Source organism: Candidatus Micropelagos thuwalensis (genome assembly GCF_000469155.1).
Taxonomy (GTDB): Bacteria; Pseudomonadota; Alphaproteobacteria; order RS24; family RS24; genus Micropelagius; species Micropelagius thuwalensis.
Map to the genome: position 1 here is coordinate 228303 of NZ_AWXE01000001.1, position 26775 is coordinate 255077.

Below are 26775 nucleotides of genomic sequence, written 5' to 3' on the forward strand. Positions count from 1 at the left end.
GCCCCATCCGTGCGAAATCGTCAATAAAGACAAATGCTAAGAAATGCCGATAATTTTATGCGTCTGCAAGCTCAACCGCCATTGCGGGTTTTGCAGGCAAAAAACAATGCTCGCCTGAATATTATGGTGATAGGCCCCTGGGTCTTCCACCTCCATGGGCTGAATAAAAAAATGCTCAAAATCATAGTCGGCAAATTCATGGGGGGAGAGCGTTTCTTGCGGGTAAATGAATTTCAATTCATGCCCGCTATCTTGCACGAGAGGACTGTCCGGTTTGGGGCTGACACATACCCAGTCCAGATGGGCGGGCGCTATTTGTGTGCCATTGGTCTCGACACCTGTTTCAAAGCCATGCGCCTTGCACGCTTCCAGAAGTTTTGTATCCAGTTGAAGCAGTGGCTCACCACCCGTAAACACGACATAAGCATCAGCCAGCGCGTCTTTATCGGGCCAGAGCGCGGCGATTTTGTCCGCCAGTTCTTCGGCGGTGGAGAATTTGCCGCCATTCTCGCCATCCGTGCCGACGAAGTCTGTATCGCAAAAGGTGCAGGTCGCAGTGGCGCGATCAGTTTCAAGCCCAGACCAGAGATTGCATCCGGCAAAGCGGCAAAATACAGCTGGACGCCCGGATTGTGCGCCTTCGCCTTGCAAGGTGTAGTACATCTCTTTCACACTATAGGTCATGCGATACCTTTTTTTGGGCTACCCATTGCGCGTACCCCTTGGATCGAAGCTCGCAGGCCGGGCAGTCATTACAGCCATAGCCCCATTCATGACGGGTGGTGCGATCACCGCGATAACAGCTATGTGTGGCTTCGCGAATGAGGTCAATTAACATATCACCCCCTAATGTTTCTGTCATAGCCCATGTCGCGGCTTTGTCGAGATACATAAGCGGCGTTTCAATCTCAATGGGGGCGTCCATGCCTGCCGATATGGCTTTGGCGAGATGGTCAAGCGTATCCCGGCGGCAATCGGGATAGCCGGAGTAATCTGTCTCGCACATGCCACCAACCAGAACCGACAAGCCACGACGGTAAGCAATAGCCGCCGCATAAGTTAGGAAAAGAAGATTCCGCCCCGGCACGAAAGTCGAAGGCAAGCCATTGTCCAGAACCCGGATTTCTCCGTCGCCTGTCAGCGCCGTGCCGCCAATATCCGCTAAGGCAGGCAAGGCAAGCACATGGTCATCGCCCAGCTTTTCCGCCCAATCAGGAAAGGCGGCGCGTATTTGTGCCAGCACATCCAGCCGGCAATCCAATTCAACGCGGTGCGTTTGCCCATAATCAAATCCGACAGTCTCCACATGGCTATAGGTCGCCAGCGCATGCGCCAGACATACTGTGGAATCCTGCCCACCCGAAAACAGTACCAATGCAGTTCGAGAATCTGTCATGCTTCATTACTAACAGTGAAGTGTAGCAGGTCAATAACTCTGGATATATTTGCAAATTTTTTAAATTTTCTGTATGAAGCTTTTCATAAGCGAAAAGGAAAAAATGACAGCAATCATAGATATAATTGGTCGTGAAATCATTGATAGTCGGGGCAATCCGACTGTTGAAGTGGATGTTTGGCTCGAGGGTGGCGGCTTTGGTCGTGCGGGTGTGCCATCGGGTGCTTCAACCGGTGCGTTTGAAGCTGTTGAACTGCGTGATGGTGGTGATCGTTATAATGGTAAAGGCGTATTGAACGCCGTCAGCGCTGTTAATCAGGAAATTTTTCAGGCGATTAGTGGCTTTGATGCGTTGGAACAGCAACATATTGATCGCACTCTTATTGCTTTGGATGGAACGGATAACAAATCCCGACTCGGTGCCAATGCTATTCTCGGCGTATCGTTGGCTGTTGCGAAAGCGGCGGCGGATAGTTTGGGTTTGCCCCTCTGGCGCTATGTTGGCGGGACGCAAGCGCATGTCATGCCGCTACCAATGATGAATATTCTCAATGGCGGCGCACATGCAGATAACCCGATTGATATTCAGGAATTTATGATTCAGCCTGTCTCCGCGCCAAATCTTAGTGAGGCCGTGCGGATGGGCGCTGAAGTTTTCCATACTCTACGCGGTTTGCTGATTGCTGATGGTCTCTCCACGGGCATTGGGGATGAAGGCGGTTTTGCGCCCAATATTGCCTCCACTCAAGCTGCGCTGGATTATGTGATGAAGGCCATAGAAAAAGCCGGTTATAAGCCCGGAACCGATATTACATTGGCGTTAGACTCTGCGTCTACCGAGTTTTATGAAGATGGCATCTATAATTTGGCAGGTGAGGGTAAGAAGCTCAAAGTCGATGAGATGGTCAGCTATTATCAAGACTTGGTGAAAGCTTATCCGATTAAGTCAATTGAAGACGGTATGGCCGAAGATGATTGGGATGGTTGGGCCGCGCTCACTGCCGCTATCGGGGATGATGTGCAACTTGTTGGTGATGATTTGTTTGTTACCAATTCTGTACGTTTGAAAAAAGGTGTCGATATGGGGGTCGCTAACTCCATTCTGGTGAAGGTCAATCAAATCGGCACGTTAAGCGAAACGCTAGAAACCGTCGAGATGGCTCATAAAGCCGGATATACGGCTGTCATGTCGCATCGCTCTGGTGAAACTGAAGACGCGACCATTGCTGATTTGGCTGTGGCAACCAATTGCGGGCAGATTAAAACTGGGTCACTGGCGCGTTCCGACAGGCTTGCCAAATATAACCAGCTTATTCGTATCGAGGAAATGCTGGGCGATACAGCACATTATAACGGGTCTGTATAACACTTTTTTAAGCACCGAATCAGTTTCACCTTGACCGGATGAATCACTTTGTGATTCTCTGTGGACATCATGATGATTCGTTTTTCAACATCTCCGGTGACACCCTATACAGTCGGACGCAAACCTCTGCGCTTGCGATTTCTGATTATGCCGTTTTGTCTGGCGCTGTTAGGCAGTTATCTCACCTATCATGCTTTGCAGGGTGAGCGCGGCTATTTTGCCTGGGGCGCGTTGAGTGAGAAACGAGCCGATAAAGATAAGGAATTGTTGGCGCTTCAATCTGCCAATGCCGAATTACTCGCCCGCATTGGTTTACTTTCAGGCCCAAATCCTGATCCGGATTATCTGGATGAGCGTGTCCGCGATGTGCTTGGCTTTTCTGCGGCAGGTGAAACGGTAATTTTGTTACCATCAGCCGATTAATCTTAAAATTCCTGAGAAATTGATATATATAAACGTCTATGACAGTGATTATAGACAATCTCTCGCCTGACAAACGTCCCCGCCATCCGGAAAAGGCCAATCGTCCAGATACGGAAGTTTTACGCAAGCCTTCCTGGATACGTGCCAAGGCACCCGGCGCTGGGCCAGATGCCGAGATTTATGCAGAAACCAAGAAAATTATTCAAGATAACAATCTTGTGACGGTGTGCGAAGAAGCCGCCTGTCCCAATATTGGCGAATGCTGGTCACAGCGCCACGCCACCATGATGATTATGGGTGAGATTTGCACCCGTGCCTGCGCTTTTTGTAATGTAAGTACTGGCCTGCCGCTTGCGTTGGATGCTGATGAGCCAGCGCGTGTGGCTGATGCTGTTGCCAAGCTTGGCTTACGTCATATCGTAATTACCTCGGTTGACCGCGACGACCTCGATGATGGCGGCGCGCAGCATTTTGCCGATACGATTTATGCCATTCGCGCCACCTCGCCGGAGACAAGTATTGAAATTCTGACTCCTGATTTTCTAAGAAAAGAAGGCGCATTGGAAATTGTTATCGAGGCGCGGCCTGATGTTTTCAATCATAATCTTGAGACCACGCCGCGGCTTTATCTGAATATTCGTCCCGGGGCACGTTATTTCCATTCCATGCGTCTGTTACAGCGCGTAAAAGAGATTGATCCGACGATTTTTACCAAATCCGGCATTATGGTTGGGCTTGGCGAAAGCCGGGAGGAAGTTATGCAGGTGATGGACGATATGCGATCTGCTGACATTGATTTCATCACGATTGGGCAATATCTTCAGCCGACTCGTAAACATGCGCCGATAGATCGGTTTGTTACGCCGGAGGAATTTGAGTCCTATGCGACAATGGCTCGGGCCAAAGGGTTCTTAATGGTCTCAGCCACGCCGCTCACGCGATCCTCGCATCATGCTGATGAGGATTTTGCCAAGCTTAAAGCGGCCAGAGAGGCGCAACAGGCGCGATAGTCAGTTTGACAGAAGCTGTTTCACTTATCCGGCATAGTCCTTTTTCCGCACAGCAAATGTATGACCTTGTGTGCGACGTGGATAATTACAGCAAATTCGTACCTTATTGTACCGCGTCACGGGTGATATCCGTCACTGAGGCGGCAGAAGGCCAGTCTGTTATGCTCGCTGATTTGCGTGTTGCCTATAAAATGCTGCGAGAAACTTATACCAGCGAGATAAAGATGGATGCGGCGGCGCACTCTCTTCTTGTTACTCAAGCCAATGGGCCGTTTCGCAAATTGGATAATCGATGGACTTTCACTGATACGTCAGAAGGCTCGGATATTCACTTTTATCTGGATTTTGAGTTCGGTATGCCGTTATTGCGGCAAATTATTCAGCCAATGATGGGGCGCGTCGTCGAAAAATTTGTCTCAGCTTTCGAAGAACGTGCGCTAGATATATACAGCTAGAAAAATTAGCTAATTCAACCGTTTAACAAGCATGTCAATGGCGTGTTCAACGGTTGCCATGCGGACATTGTGTCGCCCGATATATCCGAAATGCTGGCAATCATAGGCTGTTTCATTTTTATAGTGCGTAGCGAAATGTACCGTTCCGACGGGTTTGTCCGCTGTGCCACCCCCCGGGCCGGCAATGCCCGAGACAGCAACACTGATGCTTGCACCACTAATTATAACGGCGCCTTCTGCCATGGCCCTGACAACCTCTTCACTCACCGCGCCCTTATCCCTTAATATATCTGTCGGAACGCCCAGAATTGCGTGCTTGGCTTTATTGGCATAGGTAACGTAGCTTTGATGTAGCGATGCGGAAGAGCCTGGGATTTCAGTTAAAAGTGCGGAAATCATGCCGCCTGTGCATGACTCAGCTGTGGTAAGGGTAATATCAAGGCGTTTGCAAGTGTCCAGCAAATCACTTGTTTTGTCGATAAGAGCCGTTTTGAACATCATTTATCCGTATATTTGAATGAAAAATAAAAGAATACCCGCAATAAGGCCTGCTGCCATATCATCAATCATGATGCCGTATGCGCCTGAAAAACGCTTTTCCAGCCATGAAACAGGCCAGGGTTTGGCAATATCGAAAAAACGGAACAAGACAAAGCCAAAAAACACGCTCATTAAGCTCATCTCAGCAAAAGCAAGCGTAAGGCTCAGGCCGGCGGCTTCATCAATCACAATCATGGATGGGTCATTATCTTGACCTTCAACTGCTGTTAGCCATTCCTGACAAGCCCACATGCCACCAAAAAATAAAGCAATGCTTAAACAAACTAGATATAAAGCACTGTAATTAAATAATATATATGAGATTAAAGGCAGGGCGGCAAGACTCCCCCATGTGCCGGATGCTGGTGAGATAAAGCCGCTTCCACCAAAGCTAGCCAGTAACGTAACGGGCGAGAATACTGAGAGTTGTTCCGGCGGGGTATGAAGTTTGAGCATATAATTTCCTTACAACCCTGTGGGAAGAGCAATAGAAGTTACGGCTTGGGCCGCAATACCTTCTGAACGGCCTGTAAAACCCATTTTTTCAGTAGTTGTAGCTTTAACACTGATCCGGTTTTCAGGCATATCCAATATTGTAGCGAGGCGGTGAACCATTTTTTCACGGTAGGGACTTATTTTTGGGCTTTCACAGATTATTGTCAGGTCGATATTAACAATATGCGCTCTTTGTTTAGTGGTTAGATTGGCCGCATATTTGAGGAAGTCCTCTGAATTTCGATTTTTGTTTCCAGCTTCTGACATTGGAAAATGCTCCCCGATATCCCCTGCTGCCAAAGCGCCCATGAGCGCATCGGTGAGGGCATGAAGAGCTACATCGGCATCTGAATGCCCCTCTAACGACCGGTCATGAGGGATATTTACCCCACACAGCATGACATGGTCGCCATTGGTGAAGCGATGGGCGTCAAATCCTGAGCCAGTTCTGTATTCAAGGGTTTCCATCAGGTCACTTTCAACTGTCAGCTTGATATTCCTCTCGTCACCGTCAACGCTTACCACTTCAATACCGAAATGCTCAACAAGAGATGCGTCATCTGTGAACAAATCCTTTATTTTTGTGGCTTTCTCATGGGCTTCTAAGAGTGTGGCATAGTCGAAGCCTTGTGGCGTTTGCACGCGTTTAAGACGGTCACGCGGGAGGGTTTGAGATGATTGATCCTTATGAAACAACTTCACCGTATCTGTGAGAGGTAAAACTGGAATAACCGAGGGCGAGGTTTCGAGGGCAGCGAGTATTCTGGAGATCAAATCTTCAGATAGATAAGGTCGTGCCGCGTCATGAACAAGAATACACTTCGGGTTTATGTCCTTTAATGCTTTCAAACCTTCAAAAACAGATATTTGTCTTTCTAACCCCCCGAAAACAGGTGGCAGGCATTTCGTAATACCTTGTGAGGCTGCGATATATAAATCTGCATCATCAGGATGAATAACGGTCTGGATATGGCTGATAAGATGATGATTTTCAAAAGCCTTCAAAGTGTGCTGCAACACCGGCTCGCCATTGAGGGGCTGATATTGTTTTGGCAAAGCTGATACCGGTTTAATCGCTGTATCGCTATCAGAGGCAGAAAAGCGATGCCCCCGACCTGCGGCAACAATAAGCGCTATATTTTTATTTTCGGAACCTTGCGACATGACACCAACCTAATATGCTCCGCGAATAAAGGCGATAGAATTTATATTATCCACTTGCTCTTTTGGGGTGAATTGCCTACTTTGCTCAAAATTTAGGCAATTTTTTGTTGTGACCGATTTATGAACACATCATTCTCAACCCCTACGGATAATAGTCCACTACCAGGCATGGTTGCGTTGGCACCGATGTCTGGTGTGACGGATTTACCGTTTCGAAAACTCTCTCTTAATGTTGGGTGTGATTGGGTTGTAACTGAGATGGTTGCCAGTGAGCCGCTCGTCGAAGCGCGTCCCGATGTCGTGCGCCGTATGGCAGGTTATGAAGCCTGTAATGGCACATCTCATGATAAAGTGAAAAAACCCTTCATTATACAGCTTGCGGGTCGTGACCCCTATTGGATGAGTCTGGGCGCAAAACTGGCCGAAGAATCTGGGGCAGATATAGTGGATATTAACATGGGGTGCCCTTCACGTCAGGTTACTGGGGGGCTGTCCGGGTCTGCGTTAATGCGTGAAGAAGATTTAGCAATGGATATCATCAAAGCCACGGTGGATGCGGTTTCCATTCCTGTAACTTTGAAAATGCGGCTGGGTTGGGATCATGACTCTCTTAATGCGGCTGATATTGCTGCAAAGGCTGAAGAACTGGGCGTGTATTTCATAACTGTTCACGGACGCACAAGATGCCAGTTTTATAAAGGGCAGGCAGACTGGAAGGCTGTTAATAATGTTGTTAAGGCTGTCTCAATACCCGTTATCGTGAATGGTGACATCACAACAGCCAAGCAAGCTCAAGCAGCGTTAGATCAGTCAGGCGCAGCGGCGGTAATGATTGGTCGTGCCGCTATTGGTAATCCCTGGTTGCTGGATGAAGTGGCATGTTCTCTCACGCAAAACAACCTGACTTCTTTTTCTTCACAGCAACGATGTGAGCAGGTTCAGACTTGGTATGCCGATATATTAGATTTATATGGCGAGAAGCTGGGTAATCGCATGGCACGCAAACATCTTGCAGGGTTTGTTGATACAGAGTTTTCAGAGCCGCATTTGGGTGATGAGGTGAAATTAGAAGACATAAAATATTATAAATCAAAGCTTTGTCAGATTGAAAACCCTAGTGATGTTTTTCATGAGATTGAAACACTTTTTCTCAGAAAGTCAGACATTTTCCGAAATACGGTAGCCGCCTAGAAAGACAGTATGAGCAAAACAACAGCTAAAACAGATGAGCTAAATCTTCTTGCCGCTATTCCCCAGCCATTTTTGGCACTGAACCGCGACGGTCAGCTTATGTATCTTAATTTGGCAGCCGAGGAATTTTTTGCTGCGAGCCGTAATCTGATGATTGGCAAGACCTTTAGTTCATTCGTGCCTTTTGGTAGTCCGATTTTATCTTTGATTGAGCAGGTTTTTAAGACCGGTCATTCCGTGAATGAATATAATATTGATCTTGGTACGCCGCGTAATGGTCGGAAGAAACCCGTGGATGTGCTGGTCGCACCCGTGTCCTCCGACGCGTCAGGGACTGTCGGGTCATTCAATGATATTGATGACCTTGAAAGCGTGATTGTTATTATCCAGCAAAGGTCGATTGCGTCTAAAATTGACCAGCAATTAACGCATCGCGGGGCGGTTCGTTCCGTTAGTGGAATGGCGGCAATGTTGGCGCATGAAATTAAAAACCCCCTTTCTGGTATCCGAGGAGCCGCGCAATTACTTGAAAGTGATTTGAGCGAGGCGGATAAAAACTTAACCTCCTTAATCTGTGCTGAGGCAGACAGGATTGCAGGGCTTGTTGATGAGTTTGAGGTCTTTACGGATAGCCCAAGAGAGTTTGATGAAAATTTAAACATTCACTCCATTCTTAATCATGTCATTCAGTTGGCACGGGCGGGCTTTGCCAAAAAACTTAAAATCAATGAAGTTTACGATCCCTCTTTACCGCCATTACGGGGTAATCGTGACCAGCTTATTCAAGTCTTTTTAAATCTCGTAAAAAATGCTGCCGAAGCCTGTGATGCCAAGAATGGAGAAATCACACTTATCACCGCATTCCGCCCTGGAGTAAGACTTGCTGTGCCGGGAAAAGGTAAGCGCGTCAGCCTGCCGCTAGAGTTTAGCGTGATTGATAATGGTGCAGGTATCGATGAGGATCTGAAGCATATTATTTTTGAGCCTTTCGTAACCGGCAAGCAGGGTGGGTCAGGCCTCGGGCTTGCTTTGGTTGCTAAAATTATTGGAGATCATGGTGGCATTATTGAATGTGAAACAGAGTCAGGGCAGACAATTTTTAGAGTCTTAATGCCGATGTCTGCCGCACCATCTGATACGCAGGAGAATAATAATGAGTAAGGGCGTTGTGCTACTCGCAGACGATGACAAAGCAATTCGGACAGTTGTTACACAGGCGCTTGTCAGAGCGGGCTATGAGGTTCTGGCAAGCTCAAATGCATCCATGCTCTGGCAATGGGTGATTAATGGTGAGGGCGTTCTGGCGATTACTGATGTGGTTATGCCAGATGAAAACGCTTTTGATCTTATCCCACGCATTAAAAGGATAAGACCTGAACTGCCCATTATTGTGATGAGTGCCCAGAATACATTTTCAACAGCTATGACTGCGGCTGAAAGTGGTGTGTATGAATATCTGCCTAAGCCTTTTGATTTAACGGAGCTTGTTTCTATAGTTGGTCAAGCGATTGCCTCGGCTGAAAAGCCTGCTGTTGAAAAGGAAGAAGAAGAGACCGATGAGGATATGCCGCTTATCGGGCGCTCAGCGGCAATGCAGGAGATTTATCGCGGCCTGGCTCGTATGACGCAGAATGATTTGACGGTCATGATTTTTGGCGAGAGTGGTACGGGTAAAGAGCTTGTTGCGCGTGCATTGCATGATTTCTCGTCCCGTAAGCATAATCAATTTGTACCAATTAATATGGCGGCAATTCCAAGAGAATTGATTGAAAGTGAATTATTTGGTCACGAAAAAGGTTCTTTTACTGGGGCTGATCAACGTGTTGAAGGTCGATTTGCTCAAGCTGAGGGAGGTACATTATTTTTGGATGAAATTGGTGACATGCCAATGGAAACGCAAACACGATTATTGCGTGTTTTGCAGGAGGGAGAATATACAACCGTAGGTGGGCGCAAAGCGATTAAAACCAATGTGCGTATTGTTGCCGCCACAAATCGCGATTTAAGCCAACTTATTAATCAGGGGCTGTTTAGGGAAGATCTTTATTATCGTTTGAACGTTGTACCGTTGCGCCTACCGCCTTTGAGAAATAGGGTCGAGGATGTGCCGGATTTATGTCGACATTTCCTCCATCAAGCAGAAGTTGAGGGGCTGCCGGCGCGCTCGGTCTCCAAGGAAGGCCTTGAATTTTTAAAAGATTGGCACTGGCCGGGTAATGTCCGTGAGCTTGAGAATTTGATGCAAAGAGTGGCGGCTCTTTATAATGAAGATGTTATTGATGTGTCCGTTCTTAAGCAGGAACTTGGGGTTAATCAGGTGTCGTTTCCTAATCAAGAGTCGGTAAGTGGTAAATCACTCTCCGAAAGTTTGGACATGCATCTTACGCGATATTTTTCTGATCACAAAGATGGCTTGCCACCCAACGGGCTTTATGACCGCGTGTTGCGAGAGGTCGAAGAACCTCTCATACGCCAATCCCTTGCCGCGACCAATGGTAACCAGATCAAGGCGGCTGATTTGCTAGGGCTGAACCGGAACACGCTCCGTAAGAAAATCCGTGAATTGGATATTGATGTAATCCGGGTACCTAGAAAAAATTAATTTTATGAGACTGTTGAACTGAGAAAATTTAGTTCTGCGGGTTAATCCACCAGCTATCAATCTGTGCGCCATAAAGCGCATGTCTCCAACTGTGTTCAACCTGACTCCAGACGGCAAACCATTGACGTGGCAAATGATATAACGGGACGACATAATGCCCACCCATCAATAAGCGATCCAGAGCGCGGGCGGCTGTTACAAAATCTTCACGCTTTCGTGCTTGGGTAAGGGCTTCAATAGCACGGTCAACCTGTTTGCTTTTGATGCCAGGGTAATTACGACTACCCTTTTGATCGGCGGCTGCTGACCCCCAGTAAAATGCTTGTTCATTGCCAGGTGAAAGAGAGGCGTACCAATTATAAATAATCATATCGAAATCAAAAGATTGGAGGCGGTTCTGATATTGCGTGGCATCGACATATCGAACTTTTGCCATGACCCCAATACTGTTCAACATGCGACTATAAGTAAGGGCAAGTCGCTCGTCCTCCCGCGTTTGAACAAGAATCTCGAACTCTAATTCGTCACCACTGCGCTTATGTGCAAGGCGTCCATCCACAATGGCGTAACCGGATTTTTTAAGAAGGTCCAGAGCTGTCTGTCGGACTTGACGATTGTGACCCTTATCATCACCTGCCGGCGCGACATAACCATTTTGTAAAATGTTGCGCGGTAGTTTTGCCCCACGCAGAATTTTCATCTCCGCTGGTGAAGCAGATTGTCCTTGTGCGCTGAGATCAGAGTTTTGGAAATAACTTTCGGTACGCTGATAAGCGCCACTGAAAAGAGATTTATTAATCCAGTCAAAGTTTAAAACCAGAGACAGAGCGCGGCGCACCTGTATATCTTTGAAAGATTTTTTTCTGGTATTAAATACGAAGCCTCGTAAACCTGAAGGTATTCCGGTTTTGATTTCTTTTTTGATAATGCGTCCATCACGCGCTGCAGGAAAGTCATAGCCTGTTTGCCATCGCTTAGGGTCAGTTTCGCGCCATAAATCTATGAGCCCCGCTTTGAATGCTTCAAAGGCAGAATTTTCATCACGAAAATATTCATAATCAAGACGTTCAATATTGTGCCGCCCTTTATTAAAGGGCATTGAAAGCCCCCAATAGTTTTTATTGCGCCGGTAGGTAATACGACGTCCGGGTTCAATTGTTTCAACCATGTAGGGGCCGCTGCCGACGGGAAGTTTCATAGAGATATCGTCAAATGCTGCCCCTTTATAGATATGTTCCGGAAGAATGGGCATGAGCCCAACAATTAACGGGAGTTCCCTATCGGGGTTGTCGGTGTTGAAAATAAACTTTATTTGTCCAGACGCAGGGCGCTCCAAAGCCGTGACTTGCCCATAATAATATCTATGGTTCGGGCGTCCGCGCGCTTTCAGTGTTTCATATGAAAAAATTACATCTTCGATACGCACAGGCTTACCGTCTGAAAATCGGGCCTCTTGGCGTAAAGTGAAAGTTACTGAGCTTCGATCTTCGGCAGTTTCAATGCTTTCAGCGAGCAAACCATATAGGGTGAAGGGTTCATCATTATGGCGAACCATAAGGCTTTCAAATACGAAATCACGTAAACCTTCAGGTGCCGTGCCGCGAACCAGAAAGGGATTCAGGCTGTCAAAGCTACCAATTTCTGCTCGGGTGAGTTTGCCTCCGATAATCGTTCGGCTGTCGGCAAAAGAGAATTTTTTATAATTAGATGGCAGGCTCATTTCCCCGTGCATGGCGATGCCATGTGAGGTTTGAGCGAGAGCAATAGAGACGCCAAGCATTGAAATGCTGCCAATAATGTGAGCAACAATAAGGCTGAAGGTGAGTGTTTTAAGAAATTTAGGACGCATTAAAAATCAGTAGGCTGGTTGTGTTTGGACCACTTGATATTGCGGTAATTAAAATCTTTTGCAAGGGTTGGTTTTACAATTTCAAAATATGGCGAAATATCGAAATCGCGGGGTGTGTAAAGCGAATGATGCCGAATATGAAATATTTCTTTGGCATTTTCGCGGGTCACTGTGGGTAATATCGGATATCGGATTTGTTCAAAGGCTTCGGCAATTAAAGTCGAGCATATCGCGCGTGTCGGTTCGCCACTACCTAATGCCAGCATGCGTCGCCGCCATTTTTGTGGTACCGGCGGTTGTGGAAAGGTGAAGCGAATTAAATCAATAAAATTTTTGATGTCATATTGGCGCCCTATTGAGGCGATGAGGGCATCCATCAATGTCTGGCGATCCGCGTTGATGAGTTTAACCGGTCGACATAGGCGGGTGTTAAAACCGTCATATTTATTCAAAGACACAGCTATAACCCCCTTGCCGGCATCGGCTTCAATAAGCTCGGCAGGGTTACCATATTCGTCTGTCAATCCGGAGTCCGGTCCAACATAGATGGCCGCATGAGACCATGTTGATTGGGTGAGGTATTTGATGGCCAATGAGATACGTAAATTGCCGTCAATAAGTAAAACATCTCCAGGCTGGATACAGGGTCTCAAATCAGCTGCAGTGGTCGTTGAGAATGAGTGATAACCGAGAACAGGCTCATCAAGATATTGCACAAGTCGTCGTCCCAACCAGTGAAATAATTTGCTGAACATTTAGTTTGTCACTCAATGTGTGTTGTTGGTGAGTACCTGATATTGACCCCGGTCATAGGCACCGAAGATTTCGTTAATTTGCGGATGATTTACGGGGAGGTCAAGATCATCAGCCAATAAATTCTGTTCGGATACATAGGCGATATATTCGGTCTCTTCATTCTCTGCAAGAAGATGATAAAAAGGCTGGTTTTTATGAGGTCGGATATCTTCAGGAATCGACTCCCACCATTCATCCGTATTGTCGAAAACCGGGTCGACATCAAAGATGACGCCTCTGAACGGAAAAAGCCTGTGTTTTACGACTTGTCCGATTGTGAATTTAGCTTTCTTGAGTGTGAATGTTTTGGTCATAACAAGAACCTAGCACGACTATTAAATTTGTCGATATCGTGAAATGCTAATTGTTAAAATATATTGAACAGATTAACCTCAAATCTAGATTTAGAAATTTGTCTGTCCCATTTTAAAATAGGTAACTGCGTCATGAAACTCTACACAGCCGATGGTATTCCCAATCCCAGAATTGTCGATGTTGCCATGTATGAAAAGAATCTCAATCTAGAGAGAATTATTGTTGATTTTCTTGAAGGCGAGAACCGTGCAAGTTCTTTTCTTACGAAAAATCCTGCTGGGCAGATACCAGTCCTTGAATTGGATGACGGGACAATTATCTCAGAGGTTACGGCAATTATTGAGTATTTTGAGGAAGTCTGCCCCGACCCGTTTTTAGTTGGGGCTACCGCGAAAGAGCGTGCGGAAGCACGTATGTGGGCGCGCCGTGTTGACCTTGCTGTGATGGAGCCGATGTCCATGGCTTTTAAATATGGCATAGGGAAAAATTATTTTGAAAAGCGCATTACCGTCTATCCCGAAGCGGCTGAAAGTATGAAAAACAAAGCCCAGGATGGACTTGTTTGGCTTGATAATGTGCTGGCAGGTAAGCAATTTTTATGTGGGGATCGTATGACTTACGGCGATATAATGCTTTATTGTTACACGGATTACTTCAAAAAAACGGGCCAAAAAGTTGAAAGTGGACTTGTGCATTTGACGCATGTGCTTGACTCAATTGCTGAACGCTCTTCAGTTCAAAAAACGGCTTAAAATTTAAGCCAACAATAAAAAAGAGATAATAATGACTGACTTTCCGCCGATTGCTGACTCACCTTTAAACAGGCTCCTTGGTGTTGAAATTGTTTCATGCGACCCTGAAACAGGGCATGTAAAATGTACCTTCAATATTTCAGAGGATTTGAATAATCTACAGGGCATTATTCATGGTGGTATTGTTGCAACCATGTTGGATCAACTCTGCGGTGTAGCTTTGGCTTATAAACGCGAAAAATTCAAAACACCGGAGCAGGTAACGCTTGATTTAAATGTGCGTTTTATGCGTCCGGTTGCTGCAGGGCCCTTATGGGGTATAGGTCAAGTGGAGCGTATGGGGCGCACCATTGGTTTTGTGGAAAGTATGCTTTATGACGACCAAGACCGATTGCTTGCCAAAGCCACAACCAGCTTTAAAATTTTGTCATAAGATTATATTGAACGACCGATAAGTTCTTTCATAATCTCGGATGTACCGCCATAGATACGCATAACACGCGCATCACGCCACATTCTGGCTATTGGATATTCATTCATATAGCCGGCGCCGCCATGGAGTTGCAATGCGGCGTCAATTATCTCACAAGCCATCTCCGTATGCCATAATTTGCAAACAGACGCTTCGCTATTTGTCAGTTTGCCTTCAACATGGCGTTCAATACACCAATCCAAATGTGCCCAGCCAACTTGAAGTTTGGATTGTAAATCTGCCAGAGTGAAGCGAGTGTTTTGGAAGTCAAAAACCGTCTTACCAAAAGCAGGGCGGTCTTTCACGAATTTGACAGCCTCGTCAAAGCCTCTTTGAGCCATACCCATAGCAGATACGGCGATGGAGAGGCGTTCTTGTGGCAACTGGGTCATCAGATAAACAAAACCCATACCTTCTTCACCGAGAATATTCGTCATTGGGACGCGGGCATCATTGAAAAATAATTCTGATGTGTCAGCGCTATGCTGTCCAACCTTGTCAAGGTTTCGTCCACGCTCAAAACCTTCCGTATCGGCATCAACCAAGATAAGAGAAATCCCTTTGGCACCAAGTGATGGATCTGTTTTCGCGACGACAATAATAACATCGGCATTTTGTCCGTTGGTGATGTAGGTCTTCGAGCCGTTTAGAACATATTCATTGCCGTCTTTAATCGCCGTCGTACGTACTCCCTGCAGGTCAGAGCCTGCGCCAGGTTCGGTCATAGCGATGGCGGTAACAATGTCGCCGGAAATAATACCAGGCACATATTTTTCAATTTGGTCTTGAGTGCCGTATTGAACAAAATAATCTGCGGTGATGTCATTTTGCAGGGTGAAGCCCGCTGAAGAGCCCATATAGGCAAGCTCTTCGGAGAATATTGCATTAAAAGAAAAGTCCAGTCCTAGACCCCCCATTTCCTCTGGAACAGTCATGCCAAGTAGTCCGGCATCGCCCATGGCTTTCCATGCTTCGCGTCCAACAATACCCTCTTCTTCGTGTTTATCCAGATGCGGCACCATCTCCTTATCAAAGACTTTGCGTACCGTGTCGCGGAACATATTGTGTTCTTCTTTGTAAAATTTACGTGCGTGCGTGGATAACATTCTCATCTCCTGATTGCTGGCATTCTTATTTCAAGAAATAACCTACAAAAGAGTATGTGCTTATTCAAACACTAAACGTGCGACTAATTGTTGATTATGAGTTGATTGATAATGCCACGAACAATCAGCTTTATCACTGGTGGTTCGAATGACAATTCCCTCGAGACATCTTTAGAGCGGACTTCAAATAAATCTGTATCAGTTTTGGCAACCAATCTTGCTGTGCGGGGCATGCTTGTCAAGGCGGCTATTTCACCAAAGGATTGGCCGGATGTGAGATTGGCAAGTACTTTACCGGTTTCATCGACAACATTCATCGAGCCTTCTGAGATATAAAAGAAAGTGTCACTTTTATCTCCGACATCAAATAGTATTTCGCCTTCTTTAATATTGAAATGGTTATAGCGATCGAGTTGATTGATGAATCGATCATCGACCAGATGATGTGATGAACGTTCTTTTTGTCCCATAATCCGGTCATGCGTGTATTTGATAATGCCGCGGGTGAGGGGGCGTAAATTATCAATGGCAGATTTGATAATACCAAAATCAATAATAGCTACTTTGACATAGCCCTCAGTTCGATAATCAAAATGAATTTTATTTGGGGCCAGCACTTCCGCTGCACCAATCATACTTCCTTCGCCCAGCAGATATTCATTCGTGAATGAGTCGTAATATCTAACGCGCCCCTCAAGGATGCAGTAGCAAGCATTCAAGGGCGTGCCTTTGCTAATCATGCTGTCATTGAGTTTACCTATCTCGATTTCCCGACCCATTTCGTTGAGAATTTTTAAGGTTTCTTTAGATTTGATAATCTTGCGCCCTTTTTCATCAATATTAGGCGTTTTGGGCATTTCAGTTGGCAAGACAGATGAAGAGTTTTCACTCTCTGAAATCACTTGAGCAATTTTTTCAAAGCGATCTGAGGGACTATTTACAGCAGGCTTTTGGTCCTTTGCGGGCATTTTTTCATTGTTGGTGCGGCTTGGCACGTCGGCAAGAATGTTTGCAAGGTGTTGGTCAGTATTTTCCGAACTGAGATCATCAATCTCATCCTCAATTTTTTCCTTCGCTAAGTCGGCTGGTGTTTCAGTGTTATCCTGAAAACCGGCTACCAAAGGGTGAGTTGCAGGTGTGGGAGCTACTTCATGAGTAGTATCTTGGTGAGGCGTAATGGCTTTGTTAACAACTTCTTGTGCGGGCTCATCAATGAAGTACTCCATATCCTCATCATTATCCAGCCACACGGACGCATCATCGGCATATTCAGCCAACATATCGCGAAGATATTTTGCTCTTTCTTTAATGTCGTCTACTGTTCTTTGCATCTCAACCTACCCGCAACAGTCATTTCACATGACAAATAAATTCTATTGCAAATTTCAGACCGATTTGTACGATCATTTTAAATATCACAATTAAATGTATTTCTAAATAAAGGGTTAAGCTTATTAATCAAGCACGTGTGCAACTGTGGACATTTTACGGGCAAGAATGACGTCATCCTCGTCGGATAGCTTGAATTGGTTTTTTAAAACATCTTTGTGCTTAACAAAGAAAATCAATTTAGCTGTTTTAATGTAGTGATCGATGATTTTCTCGATTTCTTTGGTTGCTTTTGCTGCATCCGGGCCGAAAATAAATTCATTTTGAAGCCCGGCTCTGATTTGTTGCATAGACTGGTTTTTTACCATCATCACATTTTTTTGGTAATTTTTAAACTTGCTTTCAATGAAGTCAGCAAGCTCAAACCTTTTTTCCAAATCCATTTTTGGAAGTTTGACCGTAATAAGGCCGTCCTCCGCATTTTCTTCAACCTGTTTAAAGTTTTTTTCTTCTTTGAGGATTTTAATTACGGCAGTTCGCGCTTCAGCATCTGTTGAACGTAATTCAATTCGATCCAAAAAGGCTTGCACATTGACTAAGTCCATGGCTCGGCGCGATTTCTTTTTAACAACAATTTTTGTGTTTCTGAGGATTTGGTTATTTTCCTCTGAGGTACCGGCTTCGCGTATTTCTTTCACAAAAGTGATGAAGCGGTCACGCATCCGAGACTCGAACGAGTCGCTGTAGCTCATTAATTCTGTATTTTTCTTGAAGAAGAGGTTCTCGAGAAGTAACTCAAGAGCTTCATCGTCCATTAACGCACTATTACTCATAACTTTCCCTCGTTTATTTTATATCACATCAGGAATATTTGAGTACAGAGTTTGTATAAAATTTCTAAACAATGTGACAATTTTAATCACGACAACTTGATGAATATGGTGCAGTCGTTTAAGACGAAAGTGGAGTCTTCAGAGTAAATAACACGTATAAGAAAATTCTGTTTTAAATATGAGGGAATAAGAATGTCATTAGATCAAAAGCAGATACTGTCTGCAGCCACCGCCATTCGGGAGGCCTATGAGACTAAATCTCCGATTGATGCTTTGCGCAAAAGCTATGACATGGAAATCGACGATGCTTATGCTGTCCAGGAAGAAAACACAAAATACTGGTTAAAGCAGGGTCGGCTATTGAGTGGGCGTAAAATTGGTGTAACCTCTCACGCCGTGCAAAGTCAGCTTGGTGTCAATCAGCCGGATTTTGGTATGTTGTTTTCTGACATGGCTTTTGCAGACGGGCAGGAGATTTCCATGTCTCATTTACTTCAGCCCCGCATTGAAGGTGAAATTGCCTTTTATCTTGGTAAAGATCTCGATAGTACAGGCATTACGCTGGCGGAGGTTTTGTCGGCCATAGAATATGCTGTCGCTGCGATTGAGGTTGTTGATAGCCGCATCGCTGCTTGGGATATTCAAATCACAGATACAATTGCCGATAATGCCTCTTCAGGCCTTTATGTATTAGGTTCTCGTCCGGTCAAGCTGGATGCTTTCGACCATCTGAATTGCGGCATGGTCATTGAGAATAATGGTGAAGTTGTATGTTCGGGGCAAGGCTCCGCCTGTCTCGGTAATCCCCTCAATGCATGTCTTTGGCTGGCGCAGATGATGATTAAATATGGTCGCCCTCTCAAGGCAGGGGATTTAATTCTGTCTGGTGCGCTCGGGCCGTTAACGCAAGTTGAGGGTGGGCAGGTTTATGAAATGAAAATCGAAGGGCTTGGTTCAGTACGCGCTGATTTTACAGCTTGAGATTTAAATAGCCTTCTAAATTGAGATGAAAAGAAAGTAATATGTCCAAAATTAAATGTGCTCTTATCGGTTCAGGAAATATCGGAACCGACCTGTTAATCAAAATTCAGGAAACCTCGGATATTCTTGAAGCGGCTCTTGTGATTGGTATTGACGCTGACTCCGACGGTCTCCGTATAGCACGTGAGCGTGGTGTGGCAACCACCCATGAGGGCATTGAGGGGGCGGTGGCGTCTGATATATGGTCAGAGATTGTAATTTGCTTCGATGCAACGTCGGCAGGCGCGCATAAAATCCATAACGAAATCTGTGTACGCGATGGCAAATTGATGGTGGATTTGACGCCGGCGGCTATTGGCCCGTTTTGTATCCCTCCCGTTAATGCCGATGAGCATGTAGACAAGCAGAATGTGAATATGGTGACCTGCGGCGGGCAAGCCACCATTCCAATGGTCTATGCTGTTACCCGTGTGAGCGACAGCGTACCTTATGCCGAAATCGTAGCTTCTGTTTCGTCGCGCTCTGCGGGGCCGGGCACACGTGCCAATATTGATGAATTTACAGAAACCACCGCGCGCGGCGTTGAGGTGATTGGCGGGGCAGAAAAAGGTAAGGCGATTATTATTCTCAATCCTGCCGAACCGCCCATGATTATGCGCGACACAATCTATGCGTTTTCAGTTGGCGGCGAGGAAGATAAAATCCGCCAAAGCGTTGAGGATATGGTTGCCGAGGTTCAGAAATATGTGCCGGGCTATCGCCTGAAACAAGAAGTTCAATTTGAGCGCTTTACCGGCAATAGCCGTCTTAAAATCCCGGGGCAGGGTGAATATGAAGGCGTTAAAACAACGATTTTCCTTGAGGTAGAAGGTGCGGGTCATTATCTGCCGAATTATGCGGGTAATCTCGACATTATGACATCTGCGGGTATGGCAACCGCCGAACGCATGGCGACAAAAGTACGAGGGGGTGTGGCATGAGTGGCTTTTTGAAAGATCCTACCAAAGAAAAACTTTATATTCAGGATGTTACCTTGCGCGATGGTATGCATGCTATCCGACACATGTATGGCATTGATCATGTAGCAATGATTGCCAAGGCGCTCGACGAAGCTGGTGTTGATGCGATTGAAGTCGCACATGGTGATGGTCTTTCCGGCGCCAGCTTTAATTACGGGTTCGGCGCGCATACCGATTGGGAATGGATTGAAGCCGTTGCCGATGTGATTGATAATGCTGTTCTGACAACGCTCATTCTGCCGGGTATTGCGACGGTTGAGGAATTAAAGCGGGCTTATGACCTTGGTGTGCGGTCTGTGCGTGTTGCCACGCATTGCACAGAAGCAGATGTGTCCAAACAGCATATTGGTATTGCGCGGGATTTGGGGATGGACACCATCGGCTTTTTAATGATGAGCCATATGAGTGAGCCAGAGCAACTTGCAGAGCAAGCCAAGCTGATGGAAAGCTATGGCGCGACCACGGTTTACGTCACTGACAGTGGCGGGGCTTTGGATATGGATGGCTATGCGGCGCGTGTGCGGGCTTATTGTGATATTTTAGACCCGGCGACAGAAATTGGTGTGCATGCCCATCACAATTTATCTTTAGGGGTTGCGAACTCGATTGTTGCTGTTCAAAACGGCGTGCGGCGCGTGGATGCGTCTTTGGCGGGCATGGGTGCGGGGGCAGGTAATGCCCCACTGGAAGTGTTTATCGCGGCGGCTGACCGGAAGGGCTGGCAGCATGGTTGCGATGTATACAAACTTATGGATGCTGCCGAAGAATTGGTGCGCCCATTGCAAGACCGCCCGGTTAGGGTTGATCGGGAAACGCTCTCATTGGGTTATGCGGGTGTGTATTCTTCCTTCTTGCGTCATGCGGAAAAAGCGTCAGAAGATTACGGCATTGATGTCCGTACAATTTTGGTTGAACTTGGCAGACGCCGCATGGTTGGCGGACAAGAAGATATGATTGTCGATGTCGCGCTCGACCTCCTGAAACAACAAAATTAGAATCAGTCATCATCTTGAAGCTACTATTTCCGTTAATGGTTTTTAATTAACCCAATCGTTTGCTCAGAAAAGCCAGCCTAAACACGCCCATAAATATTGCTATAAGACATGTGCAATACAGATAATTTGACAACGTTGTCACAAAAAGTAATTATCAAGCCTAATATAATAAGAGCTAACATTATTGGGAGGGAATAATGCTTACATTTCTAGATTTATCCGTGATTGCAATCTACGGAGCCGTATTGATGGGTGTCGCGCTTTATGTTTCCAGAGCGCCAGCAGATCACGAAGTTAATAGTAAAGATTATTTCCTTGCCGGTAACAGCCTGAAATGGTGGGCGGTTGGTGCTTCTTTAATTGCGGCCAATATTTCTGCTGAGCAAATTATTGGGCAATCAGGGCAGGGGTTTGTCGTTGGGCTGGCGATTGCCGCTTATGAATGGCAGGCCGCCTTGGTGCTGATTATTGTTGCGAAATATTTTCTACCAATATTCCTTGAGAAAAAAATCTATACCATGCCGCAATTTTTGGAGACCCGCTTTGGGGGTGAGGTCAAATTGCTTTTGGCAATATTCTGGGTCGTGCTCTACACATCTGTCAATTTAACTGCTGTTTTGTGGCTTGGGGGGCTGGCGCTTAACGCGCTTACCGGTTGGAGTGTTATGTATTGCATGATTGGTCTGGCTGGATTTGCCGTGCTTTATTCAATTTATGGCGGGCTTAAAGCCGTTGCGCTGACCGACATTATTCAAGTGGTCATTCTGGTTGTCGGCGGTGCAGCCATTACGGGTATTTTGCTGTCCATGGTGAATGTTGGAGGTAGCATGCTTGGGGGTTTTGGTGTGCTTATGAATGACATTCCGGGTCATTTTAAAATGATTTTATCTCCAGAAAATCCAAGCTATCAGGATTTACCCGGTATCTGGACTTTGCTTGGCGGTTTGTGGGTTTTGCATTTCTCTTATTGGGGGTTTAACCAATACATTATTCAAAGAGCGCTCGGCGCCGAAAGTCTACAAGAGGCGCGTAAAGGTCTGGCATTTGCCGCATTTTTGAAACTTTTAATTCCGGTTATTGTTGTTATTCCAGGCATTGCAGCTTTGTGGCTGGCGCAAAATGCTCAGTTGGATATGGCAACGCTTCAAGCCAAGCCTGACTCGACTTATGGCGTTTTAATGACTTTGATGCCTCAAGGTCTGCGTGGGTTGGTTTTTGCCGCACTCATCGCTGCCATCGTTTCTTCATTGGCCTCCATGATGAACTCCATCTCAACGATTTTCACAATGGATATTTATCGTGATTATCTTGCGACAGAAAAAACCGAACAGCATTATGTGACAGTTGGGCGGTTTACATCGCTTGCTTCTATTGTAATTGCGGTCATTTTAGCCCGCCCGTTTCTTGGCGGTATGGCCAGCGCGTTTCAAACCATTCAAGAATATACAGGTTATATCGCGCCCGGTATTGTAGCGGTTTTCCTGTTAGGTATGTTCTGGAAGAGATGCAATTCTCAAGGTGCCTTTGGCATGCTTGTTGTGTCGGTGGGGTCAAATATCATTCTTAAACTCGCAACACCGGATACACCTTTCGTCATCCGTATTTGGGTGGTTTTCTTGGCCTGCTTAGCAGCTGGATATATCATTTCAATACTGACGAAAGAACCAGAAGCCGGACAGCCCGTGGATCTTTCCGGCATCAGGTTTGAAAGCGCAGCCCTTTTTAATCGCTTGTCGATTGCTATTGGTGTATTGCTGACCGGTATTTATATATTCTTCTGGTAGTCGCCCTAAAAAACGTAACCAAATAATTATTGCGGACAGCTTGTCAATTCATCTGAGCTGACAAGCTCTGCATTGTGAACTGACAATTCCCATCCTTGCTTGGCTTGCATAAATAACGGAACTTCGACTTTTGTGGGGTCAAGACCTTTGCTTACAAAACAACTGAGGGGAATTTTTACCTCTTGCCATTTATCTTGGGGGAGGTCTGTCAGAACTGACGATATTGCCAATGAACCAATGCACGCCTCGCCGCAAATCATCCCTATAATGAATTCATCATCGCCAGCCTTTGATAGTTTCAGCGTCATGGAGAGCGCGAGCAAGTCGTAATTAGGCATTTGCGTGATATTAAAAGGGCGGGCTAGACGAGCTGAGGCATTCGCCAAGTTATCGTTTACCCAGCTCAACTTTCTGGAGTCTTCCTGGGCTTGATAATCCGTGCCAGAAGAGGTCAGGCTTCCACCAAGGCTTTTCAGGTTCAGCATAGGAGCCGGTGTGTTTGAATTGGTGAGGTCGCCAAGATAAAATTCAAGCGGCTCAACGGCTTTCCCTTTGGCAAGAATTTGACCTGAGAAAACTTTTTCAGGTTTTTGTAAAACATCTGACACGGGCAGGGCAGCGAGTTGCACATCATCGGCATAGTTTAGGCCATAGCCAAATTGAAACGCAGAACCATCATTCTTGCGAACCAATTGGCCCGTTTCTTCAACAGGCCATGAGAATGGCAATTTGCCAACAAAATCAAATTGTGGTGAGCCATCAGCAGAAGCAACAATAACATCCGCAATCCCGCCAGCTTCCGTGCCGGGTAGCCAAGCTGCAACAAATGCATCGGATAGGTTTATATGGCTGTTGACCCAGAGTGGACGACCGCTAATGAAAATGGCAACAACCGGAACGCCGTCGGCTTTGAGTTGCTTAAGAATGTTAAGGTTAGGATCGCCTTCAAATTCATAAATCAAATCCATTCGATCGCCATGAAATTCCGCATAGGGGTCTTCCCCAAAAACAACAATCGCAGCATCGGGCCTTTGTTCATAAGACCCGTCGGGCGACCAGCTAATTGTGCCACCTGTTTGGGTGATGGCAGCCTCAAGACCTGAATAAATGGTTTCGCCGGTTTTAAATTCGTCATTCGCGTTGTCATTACCCTGCCATGAAAGTGTCCAACCACCCGTCTGATGTTTCATGGATTTGGCAACCGCACCCACCACCATAACATTGGCTTTTGGTTTAATGGGAAGGGCTTGATTATTGTTCTTAAGCAAAACAAGTGATTTACGAACAGCTTCACGCGCTAAGGCACGATGCTCGGCAATTCCCAGTGACTCTTGTTTGGTCTCCGGACGTTGTGACGGAAGGCCGGCTTCAAAAATACCAGCGGTCACTTTGGCTTGAAGGACTCTGAGAACAGCCTCATCCAGACGGGCCATTGGGACGTCGCCACTCTCAACCTGTGATTTGAGGGACTCGTAAATGCCTTTCCAGCTTTCAGGCGCCATATACATATCAACACCGGCAAGGAAAGCGTCTGGGCAATTCGTCGCCGTACACCCTGGTATCTCGGCATGACCATTCCAGTCGCCAACAACAAAACCGTTAAAATTCATTTCATCGCGAAGCAGATCGGTCAGATAGGGTTTATTTTCGTGCATCTTGGTACCATTCACACTTGAGAAGGATGCCATTACGGATTGCACATCATTTTGGAAAGCCTGTTTATAGGGAAAGGCGTGAATATTTCGTAGTTCCTGTTCGGTAACAATCGTGTCACCTTTATCAATGCCGTATTGTGTGCCACCGTCACCGACAAAGTGCTTTGCGGTAGCAATAATTTTTTTATCGCCCAGATAATTTTCAGTGCCAGGTTTACCCTGCAGGCCTAAAATGAGTGCTGCACCAAGATCTGAAACGAGCTGCGGGTTTTCCGAATAACTTTCATAGGTGCGTCCCCAACGATAATCGCGCGCTACGGCAACAGTGGGAGCAAAGACCCAATCTAAACCTGTTGCACGAACTTCGTGAGCAGTAACAGCACCAATTTTTTCGAGTAGAACGGTATCGCGTGTCGCGCCGAGGCCAATATTGTGCGGAAAGATTGTAGCAGATTGCAGGTTATTATGACCGTGAACAGCATCAGTCCCCCAAATGGCGGGGATACCAAGACCACCATCTGAAATATCTGTTGAAGCTAACCACATGGCATCGGCTAGACTCACCCATTCCTGCCACTCAGCAGTTTTTCCTCCTCCAGGGGCGGAATTACCGCCATTTAAAATGGACCCAAGATTATATTTTTGAACCTCTTCAGGGGTGACAGAGCCAATATCAGCTTGAATAACTTGCCCAATTTTTTCTTCAAGTGTCATTTGCTCCAATATTATTTCTGCTTGAGATTTTTGTTTATCGCTGCAAGCTGTAATCTGTAATCCGATAACAATTACAATTAAATTTTTAATAATTTTTTTTGTAACAAAACTTTTAGACATTGAATTTCCCTGAAAATTTTTTTGTTTAACCCTTTATGGACTGAAAGACTGTTAAATTTTGGCATGTTAAGTAACTGGGCTTTAAACCCATGAAAGTTAAGAAATTTTTGCTTAGATAAAAGATTTTTTAATCAGTTAAACCTTTCGAGTGAATGATTTAACTTTAAACACCCCCACATATTTATCAGTTATTTTGTCCTCAAGAAATGGATATTGTCTTTATTGGACAAAGTCAATGCATTAAAGGACAATTTGGCCAATTACTATAAAATTTATATTTTAAAAATGATTAGGACCCAATTTTTTGAGCTATTGATAAGTTTTTTTCTAATTTAAAAATTTGGAATCAATCTATTTTGATTTTTTATCCTTCCAGAGGTTATCTTGAGCACAATCCACGATGTAGCAGAAAAGGCTGGGGTTTCGGTTAAAACCGTTTCTAGAGTTCTCAATGATTATAGTCATGTGAGCGAGAAAACCCGTTTAAGAGTCCAAAATGCAATGGAAACACTCAACTACTCGCCTAGTTCGATTGCTAGACAAATGCGATTAGGTGATACGCTTAGCGTTGGTTTAATGTATGGCGATCCAAGTAGTGGCTATCAGTCAGGCTTAAATCAGGCATTTTTGGAAGCTTGTTTCAATGCTGGTCGTTATTTAGTAGCAGAATTATTGGACGAAACTAACAAAGATTGGATTGGTCAAGTAAGCCGTTTCTTGGATAAAACAAAAATTAAAAATCTTGTTTTGGTTCCTCCATTATGCGACTCCGTTGAAGTTCATGAACTTTTACGTCAAAAAGGGGTTAATTTTGTGTTAATTTCCCCGTCCCAGGCATTTCCTTCTTGTGTATCAATAGTAATTGATGAACAGCAGGCTGCCATGCAGCTAACAAAACATCTAATTGATCAAGGGCATAAAAGAATTGCTCACATTAGTGGTGATGTAATGCACGTAGCAAGCCTTCTTCGCCTGCAGGGCTATGAAAAGGTGCTTTCGGAGGCTGGTTTAGAGATTAATTCAGAATTGGTTAAAGAGGGTAGTTTTGATTACAAAAAAGCGCTGAGGTGTTCCCAAGAATTACTTTCTTTACCTGAAAGTAAACGTCCGACAGCTATTTTTTGTTCAAATGACGAAATGGCTGCAGCCACCATGATGGTGGCAAGTAAAATGGGGTTTAGTGTTCCTGATCAGTTGGCTATAGCTGGTTTTGATGACTCATTTATTTCTAAAGTATTGTGGCCGCAGTTAACTTCAGTTGCTCAACCTTTTTCAAAAATGGCATCAGAAGCAATGCTACAACTGAATAATTTTCCTAAAGCATTAGAATTTGATCCAATTGTAAGGGTTTTACCACATAAACTGCATGTTAGAGAGTCAAGTATTCTAACTTAATTGCCATCTTTCTTACCCA

The 26775-nt window shown here is 45.5% G+C and carries 26 protein-coding genes; 14 read left to right on the plus strand and 12 right to left on the minus strand.

Annotated elements, in window-relative coordinates:
- Positions 1 to 36 precede the first annotated feature (36 nt).
- Together queE and queC are read right to left on the minus strand one after the other, a co-directional pair.
- The gene (queE, locus tag RS24_RS01115; protein WP_021776331.1) at positions 37 to 684 is read right to left on the minus strand and encodes a 7-carboxy-7-deazaguanine synthase; all 648 of its coding nucleotides are present in this window, start codon (positions 682 to 684) and stop codon (positions 37 to 39) included.
- Entirely contained in the window at positions 674 to 1396 is a 723-nt protein-coding gene (gene queC, locus RS24_RS01120; protein ID WP_021776332.1) for a 7-cyano-7-deazaguanine synthase QueC, read from the minus strand. Before queC ends, queE begins: the two co-directional genes overlap by 11 nt.
- A 103-nt stretch (positions 1397 to 1499) precedes the next feature.
- On the opposite strand from queC, the gene eno reads away from it, so the two are divergent.
- The 4 genes from eno to RS24_RS01140 all read left to right on the plus strand — a co-directional run bounded on the left by eno (position 1500) and on the right by RS24_RS01140 (position 4650).
- On the plus strand, positions 1500 to 2762 hold the full coding sequence (gene eno / locus RS24_RS01125; protein ID WP_021776333.1) for a phosphopyruvate hydratase: 1263 nt from the start codon (positions 1500 to 1502) through the stop codon (positions 2760 to 2762).
- Between the two features lie 69 nt (positions 2763 to 2831).
- Complete coding sequence (locus RS24_RS01130; RefSeq protein ID WP_081696214.1) at positions 2832 to 3185, plus strand: FtsB family cell division protein; 354 nt, start codon at positions 2832 to 2834, stop codon at positions 3183 to 3185.
- Between the two features lie 38 nt (positions 3186 to 3223).
- A complete protein-coding gene (lipA, locus tag RS24_RS01135; protein WP_021776335.1) occupies positions 3224 to 4195 on the plus strand; it encodes a lipoyl synthase in 972 nt (323 codons plus the stop codon).
- 5 nt (positions 4196 to 4200) lie between these two features.
- Positions 4201 to 4650 (plus strand): type II toxin-antitoxin system RatA family toxin, encoded by a 450-nt coding sequence (locus tag RS24_RS01140; RefSeq protein WP_051295563.1) that lies wholly within the window; start codon positions 4201 to 4203, stop codon positions 4648 to 4650.
- A 9-nt stretch (positions 4651 to 4659) separates the two neighbouring features.
- Here RS24_RS01140 and RS24_RS01145 read toward each other — a convergent pair whose 3' ends face one another.
- Genes RS24_RS01145 through RS24_RS01155 form a run of 3 tightly spaced genes read right to left on the minus strand, consistent with a single transcriptional unit; the run spans position 4660 to position 6849 of the window.
- Positions 4660 to 5151 carry a CinA family protein gene (locus RS24_RS01145; protein WP_239642382.1) on the minus strand — a complete coding sequence of 164 codons (492 nt, stop codon included), beginning with the start codon at positions 5149 to 5151 and terminating at the stop codon, positions 4660 to 4662.
- Positions 5152 to 5646: a phosphatidylglycerophosphatase A family protein gene (locus RS24_RS01150; protein WP_021776338.1), complete on the minus strand. Its 495-nt coding sequence runs from the start codon at positions 5644 to 5646 to the stop codon at positions 5152 to 5154.
- Positions 5647 to 5655: 9 nt separating this feature from the next.
- The gene (locus tag RS24_RS01155; RefSeq protein ID WP_021776339.1) at positions 5656 to 6849 is read right to left on the minus strand and encodes a bifunctional 2-C-methyl-D-erythritol 4-phosphate cytidylyltransferase/2-C-methyl-D-erythritol 2,4-cyclodiphosphate synthase; all 1194 of its coding nucleotides are present in this window, start codon (positions 6847 to 6849) and stop codon (positions 5656 to 5658) included.
- A 120-nt stretch (positions 6850 to 6969) separates the two neighbouring features.
- On the opposite strand from RS24_RS01155, the gene dusB reads away from it, so the two are divergent.
- The 3 genes from dusB to ntrC are packed head-to-tail and all read left to right on the plus strand — an operon-like array spanning position 6970 to position 10642.
- The gene (gene dusB / locus RS24_RS01160) at positions 6970 to 8040 is read left to right on the plus strand and encodes a tRNA dihydrouridine synthase DusB (RefSeq protein WP_021776340.1); all 1071 of its coding nucleotides are present in this window, start codon (positions 6970 to 6972) and stop codon (positions 8038 to 8040) included.
- Between the two features lie 9 nt (positions 8041 to 8049).
- On the plus strand, positions 8050 to 9201 hold the full coding sequence (locus tag RS24_RS01165; RefSeq protein WP_021776341.1) for a two-component system sensor histidine kinase NtrB: 1152 nt from the start codon (positions 8050 to 8052) through the stop codon (positions 9199 to 9201).
- Positions 9194 to 10642: a nitrogen regulation protein NR(I) gene (gene ntrC / locus RS24_RS01170; RefSeq protein ID WP_021776342.1), complete on the plus strand. Its 1449-nt coding sequence runs from the start codon at positions 9194 to 9196 to the stop codon at positions 10640 to 10642. Before RS24_RS01165 ends, ntrC begins: the two co-directional genes overlap by 8 nt.
- A 28-nt stretch (positions 10643 to 10670) precedes the next feature.
- Here ntrC and RS24_RS01175 read toward each other — a convergent pair whose 3' ends face one another.
- Genes RS24_RS01175 through hspQ form a run of 3 tightly spaced genes read right to left on the minus strand, consistent with a single transcriptional unit; the run spans position 10671 to position 13600 of the window.
- The gene (locus RS24_RS01175) at positions 10671 to 12491 is read right to left on the minus strand and encodes an extracellular solute-binding protein (RefSeq protein ID WP_021776343.1); all 1821 of its coding nucleotides are present in this window, start codon (positions 12489 to 12491) and stop codon (positions 10671 to 10673) included.
- Positions 12491 to 13246 (minus strand): C40 family peptidase, encoded by a 756-nt coding sequence (locus RS24_RS01180; RefSeq protein ID WP_021776344.1) that lies wholly within the window; start codon positions 13244 to 13246, stop codon positions 12491 to 12493. The genes RS24_RS01175 and RS24_RS01180 overlap by 1 nt, the downstream gene beginning before the upstream one ends.
- A 12-nt stretch (positions 13247 to 13258) precedes the next feature.
- Positions 13259 to 13600: a heat shock protein HspQ gene (gene hspQ, locus RS24_RS01185; protein ID WP_021776345.1), complete on the minus strand. Its 342-nt coding sequence runs from the start codon at positions 13598 to 13600 to the stop codon at positions 13259 to 13261.
- A gap of 132 nt (positions 13601 to 13732) precedes the next feature.
- Between hspQ and RS24_RS01190 the strand changes: the two genes are divergently transcribed.
- Positions 13733 to 14353: a glutathione S-transferase family protein gene (locus RS24_RS01190; RefSeq protein ID WP_021776346.1), complete on the plus strand. Its 621-nt coding sequence runs from the start codon at positions 13733 to 13735 to the stop codon at positions 14351 to 14353.
- A 31-nt stretch (positions 14354 to 14384) separates the two neighbouring features.
- On the plus strand, positions 14385 to 14786 hold the full coding sequence (locus tag RS24_RS01195; RefSeq protein ID WP_021776347.1) for a PaaI family thioesterase: 402 nt from the start codon (positions 14385 to 14387) through the stop codon (positions 14784 to 14786).
- Positions 14787 to 14788: 2 nt separating this feature from the next.
- Here RS24_RS01195 and RS24_RS01200 read toward each other — a convergent pair whose 3' ends face one another.
- From RS24_RS01200 to RS24_RS01210, 3 genes are all read right to left on the minus strand, one after another.
- A complete protein-coding gene (locus RS24_RS01200) occupies positions 14789 to 15931 on the minus strand; it encodes an acyl-CoA dehydrogenase family protein (RefSeq protein ID WP_021776348.1) in 1143 nt (380 codons plus the stop codon).
- A gap of 83 nt (positions 15932 to 16014) precedes the next feature.
- Complete coding sequence (locus RS24_RS01205; RefSeq protein WP_021776349.1) at positions 16015 to 17262, minus strand: cyclic nucleotide-binding domain-containing protein; 1248 nt, start codon at positions 17260 to 17262, stop codon at positions 16015 to 16017.
- 123 nt (positions 17263 to 17385) lie between these two features.
- Positions 17386 to 18093: a ribosome recycling factor gene (locus RS24_RS01210; protein WP_021776350.1), complete on the minus strand. Its 708-nt coding sequence runs from the start codon at positions 18091 to 18093 to the stop codon at positions 17386 to 17388.
- Between the two features lie 192 nt (positions 18094 to 18285).
- Between RS24_RS01210 and RS24_RS01215 the strand changes: the two genes are divergently transcribed.
- The 4 genes from RS24_RS01215 to RS24_RS01230 all read left to right on the plus strand — a co-directional run bounded on the left by RS24_RS01215 (position 18286) and on the right by RS24_RS01230 (position 22872).
- Entirely contained in the window at positions 18286 to 19074 is a 789-nt protein-coding gene (locus tag RS24_RS01215; protein WP_021776351.1) for a 2-keto-4-pentenoate hydratase, read from the plus strand.
- Between the two features lie 41 nt (positions 19075 to 19115).
- Positions 19116 to 20054, plus strand: coding sequence for an acetaldehyde dehydrogenase (acetylating) (locus RS24_RS01220; protein WP_021776352.1), 939 nt, complete (start codon positions 19116 to 19118; stop codon positions 20052 to 20054).
- Positions 20051 to 21088 carry a 4-hydroxy-2-oxovalerate aldolase gene (gene dmpG, locus RS24_RS01225; RefSeq protein ID WP_021776353.1) on the plus strand — a complete coding sequence of 346 codons (1038 nt, stop codon included), beginning with the start codon at positions 20051 to 20053 and terminating at the stop codon, positions 21086 to 21088. Before RS24_RS01220 ends, dmpG begins: the two co-directional genes overlap by 4 nt.
- A 197-nt stretch (positions 21089 to 21285) precedes the next feature.
- The gene (locus RS24_RS01230) at positions 21286 to 22872 is read left to right on the plus strand and encodes a sodium:solute symporter family transporter (protein ID WP_021776354.1); all 1587 of its coding nucleotides are present in this window, start codon (positions 21286 to 21288) and stop codon (positions 22870 to 22872) included.
- A gap of 26 nt (positions 22873 to 22898) precedes the next feature.
- On the opposite strand, the gene RS24_RS01235 is transcribed toward RS24_RS01230, so the two are convergent.
- On the minus strand, positions 22899 to 25361 hold the full coding sequence (locus tag RS24_RS01235) for a glycoside hydrolase family 3 protein (RefSeq protein WP_021776355.1): 2463 nt from the start codon (positions 25359 to 25361) through the stop codon (positions 22899 to 22901).
- Positions 25362 to 25745: 384 nt separating this feature from the next.
- Here RS24_RS01235 and RS24_RS01240 point away from each other — a divergent pair, with 384 nt between their 5' ends.
- Positions 25746 to 26756 (plus strand): LacI family DNA-binding transcriptional regulator, encoded by a 1011-nt coding sequence (locus tag RS24_RS01240; RefSeq protein WP_021776356.1) that lies wholly within the window; start codon positions 25746 to 25748, stop codon positions 26754 to 26756.
- Positions 26757 to 26775: the final 19 nt, after the last annotated feature.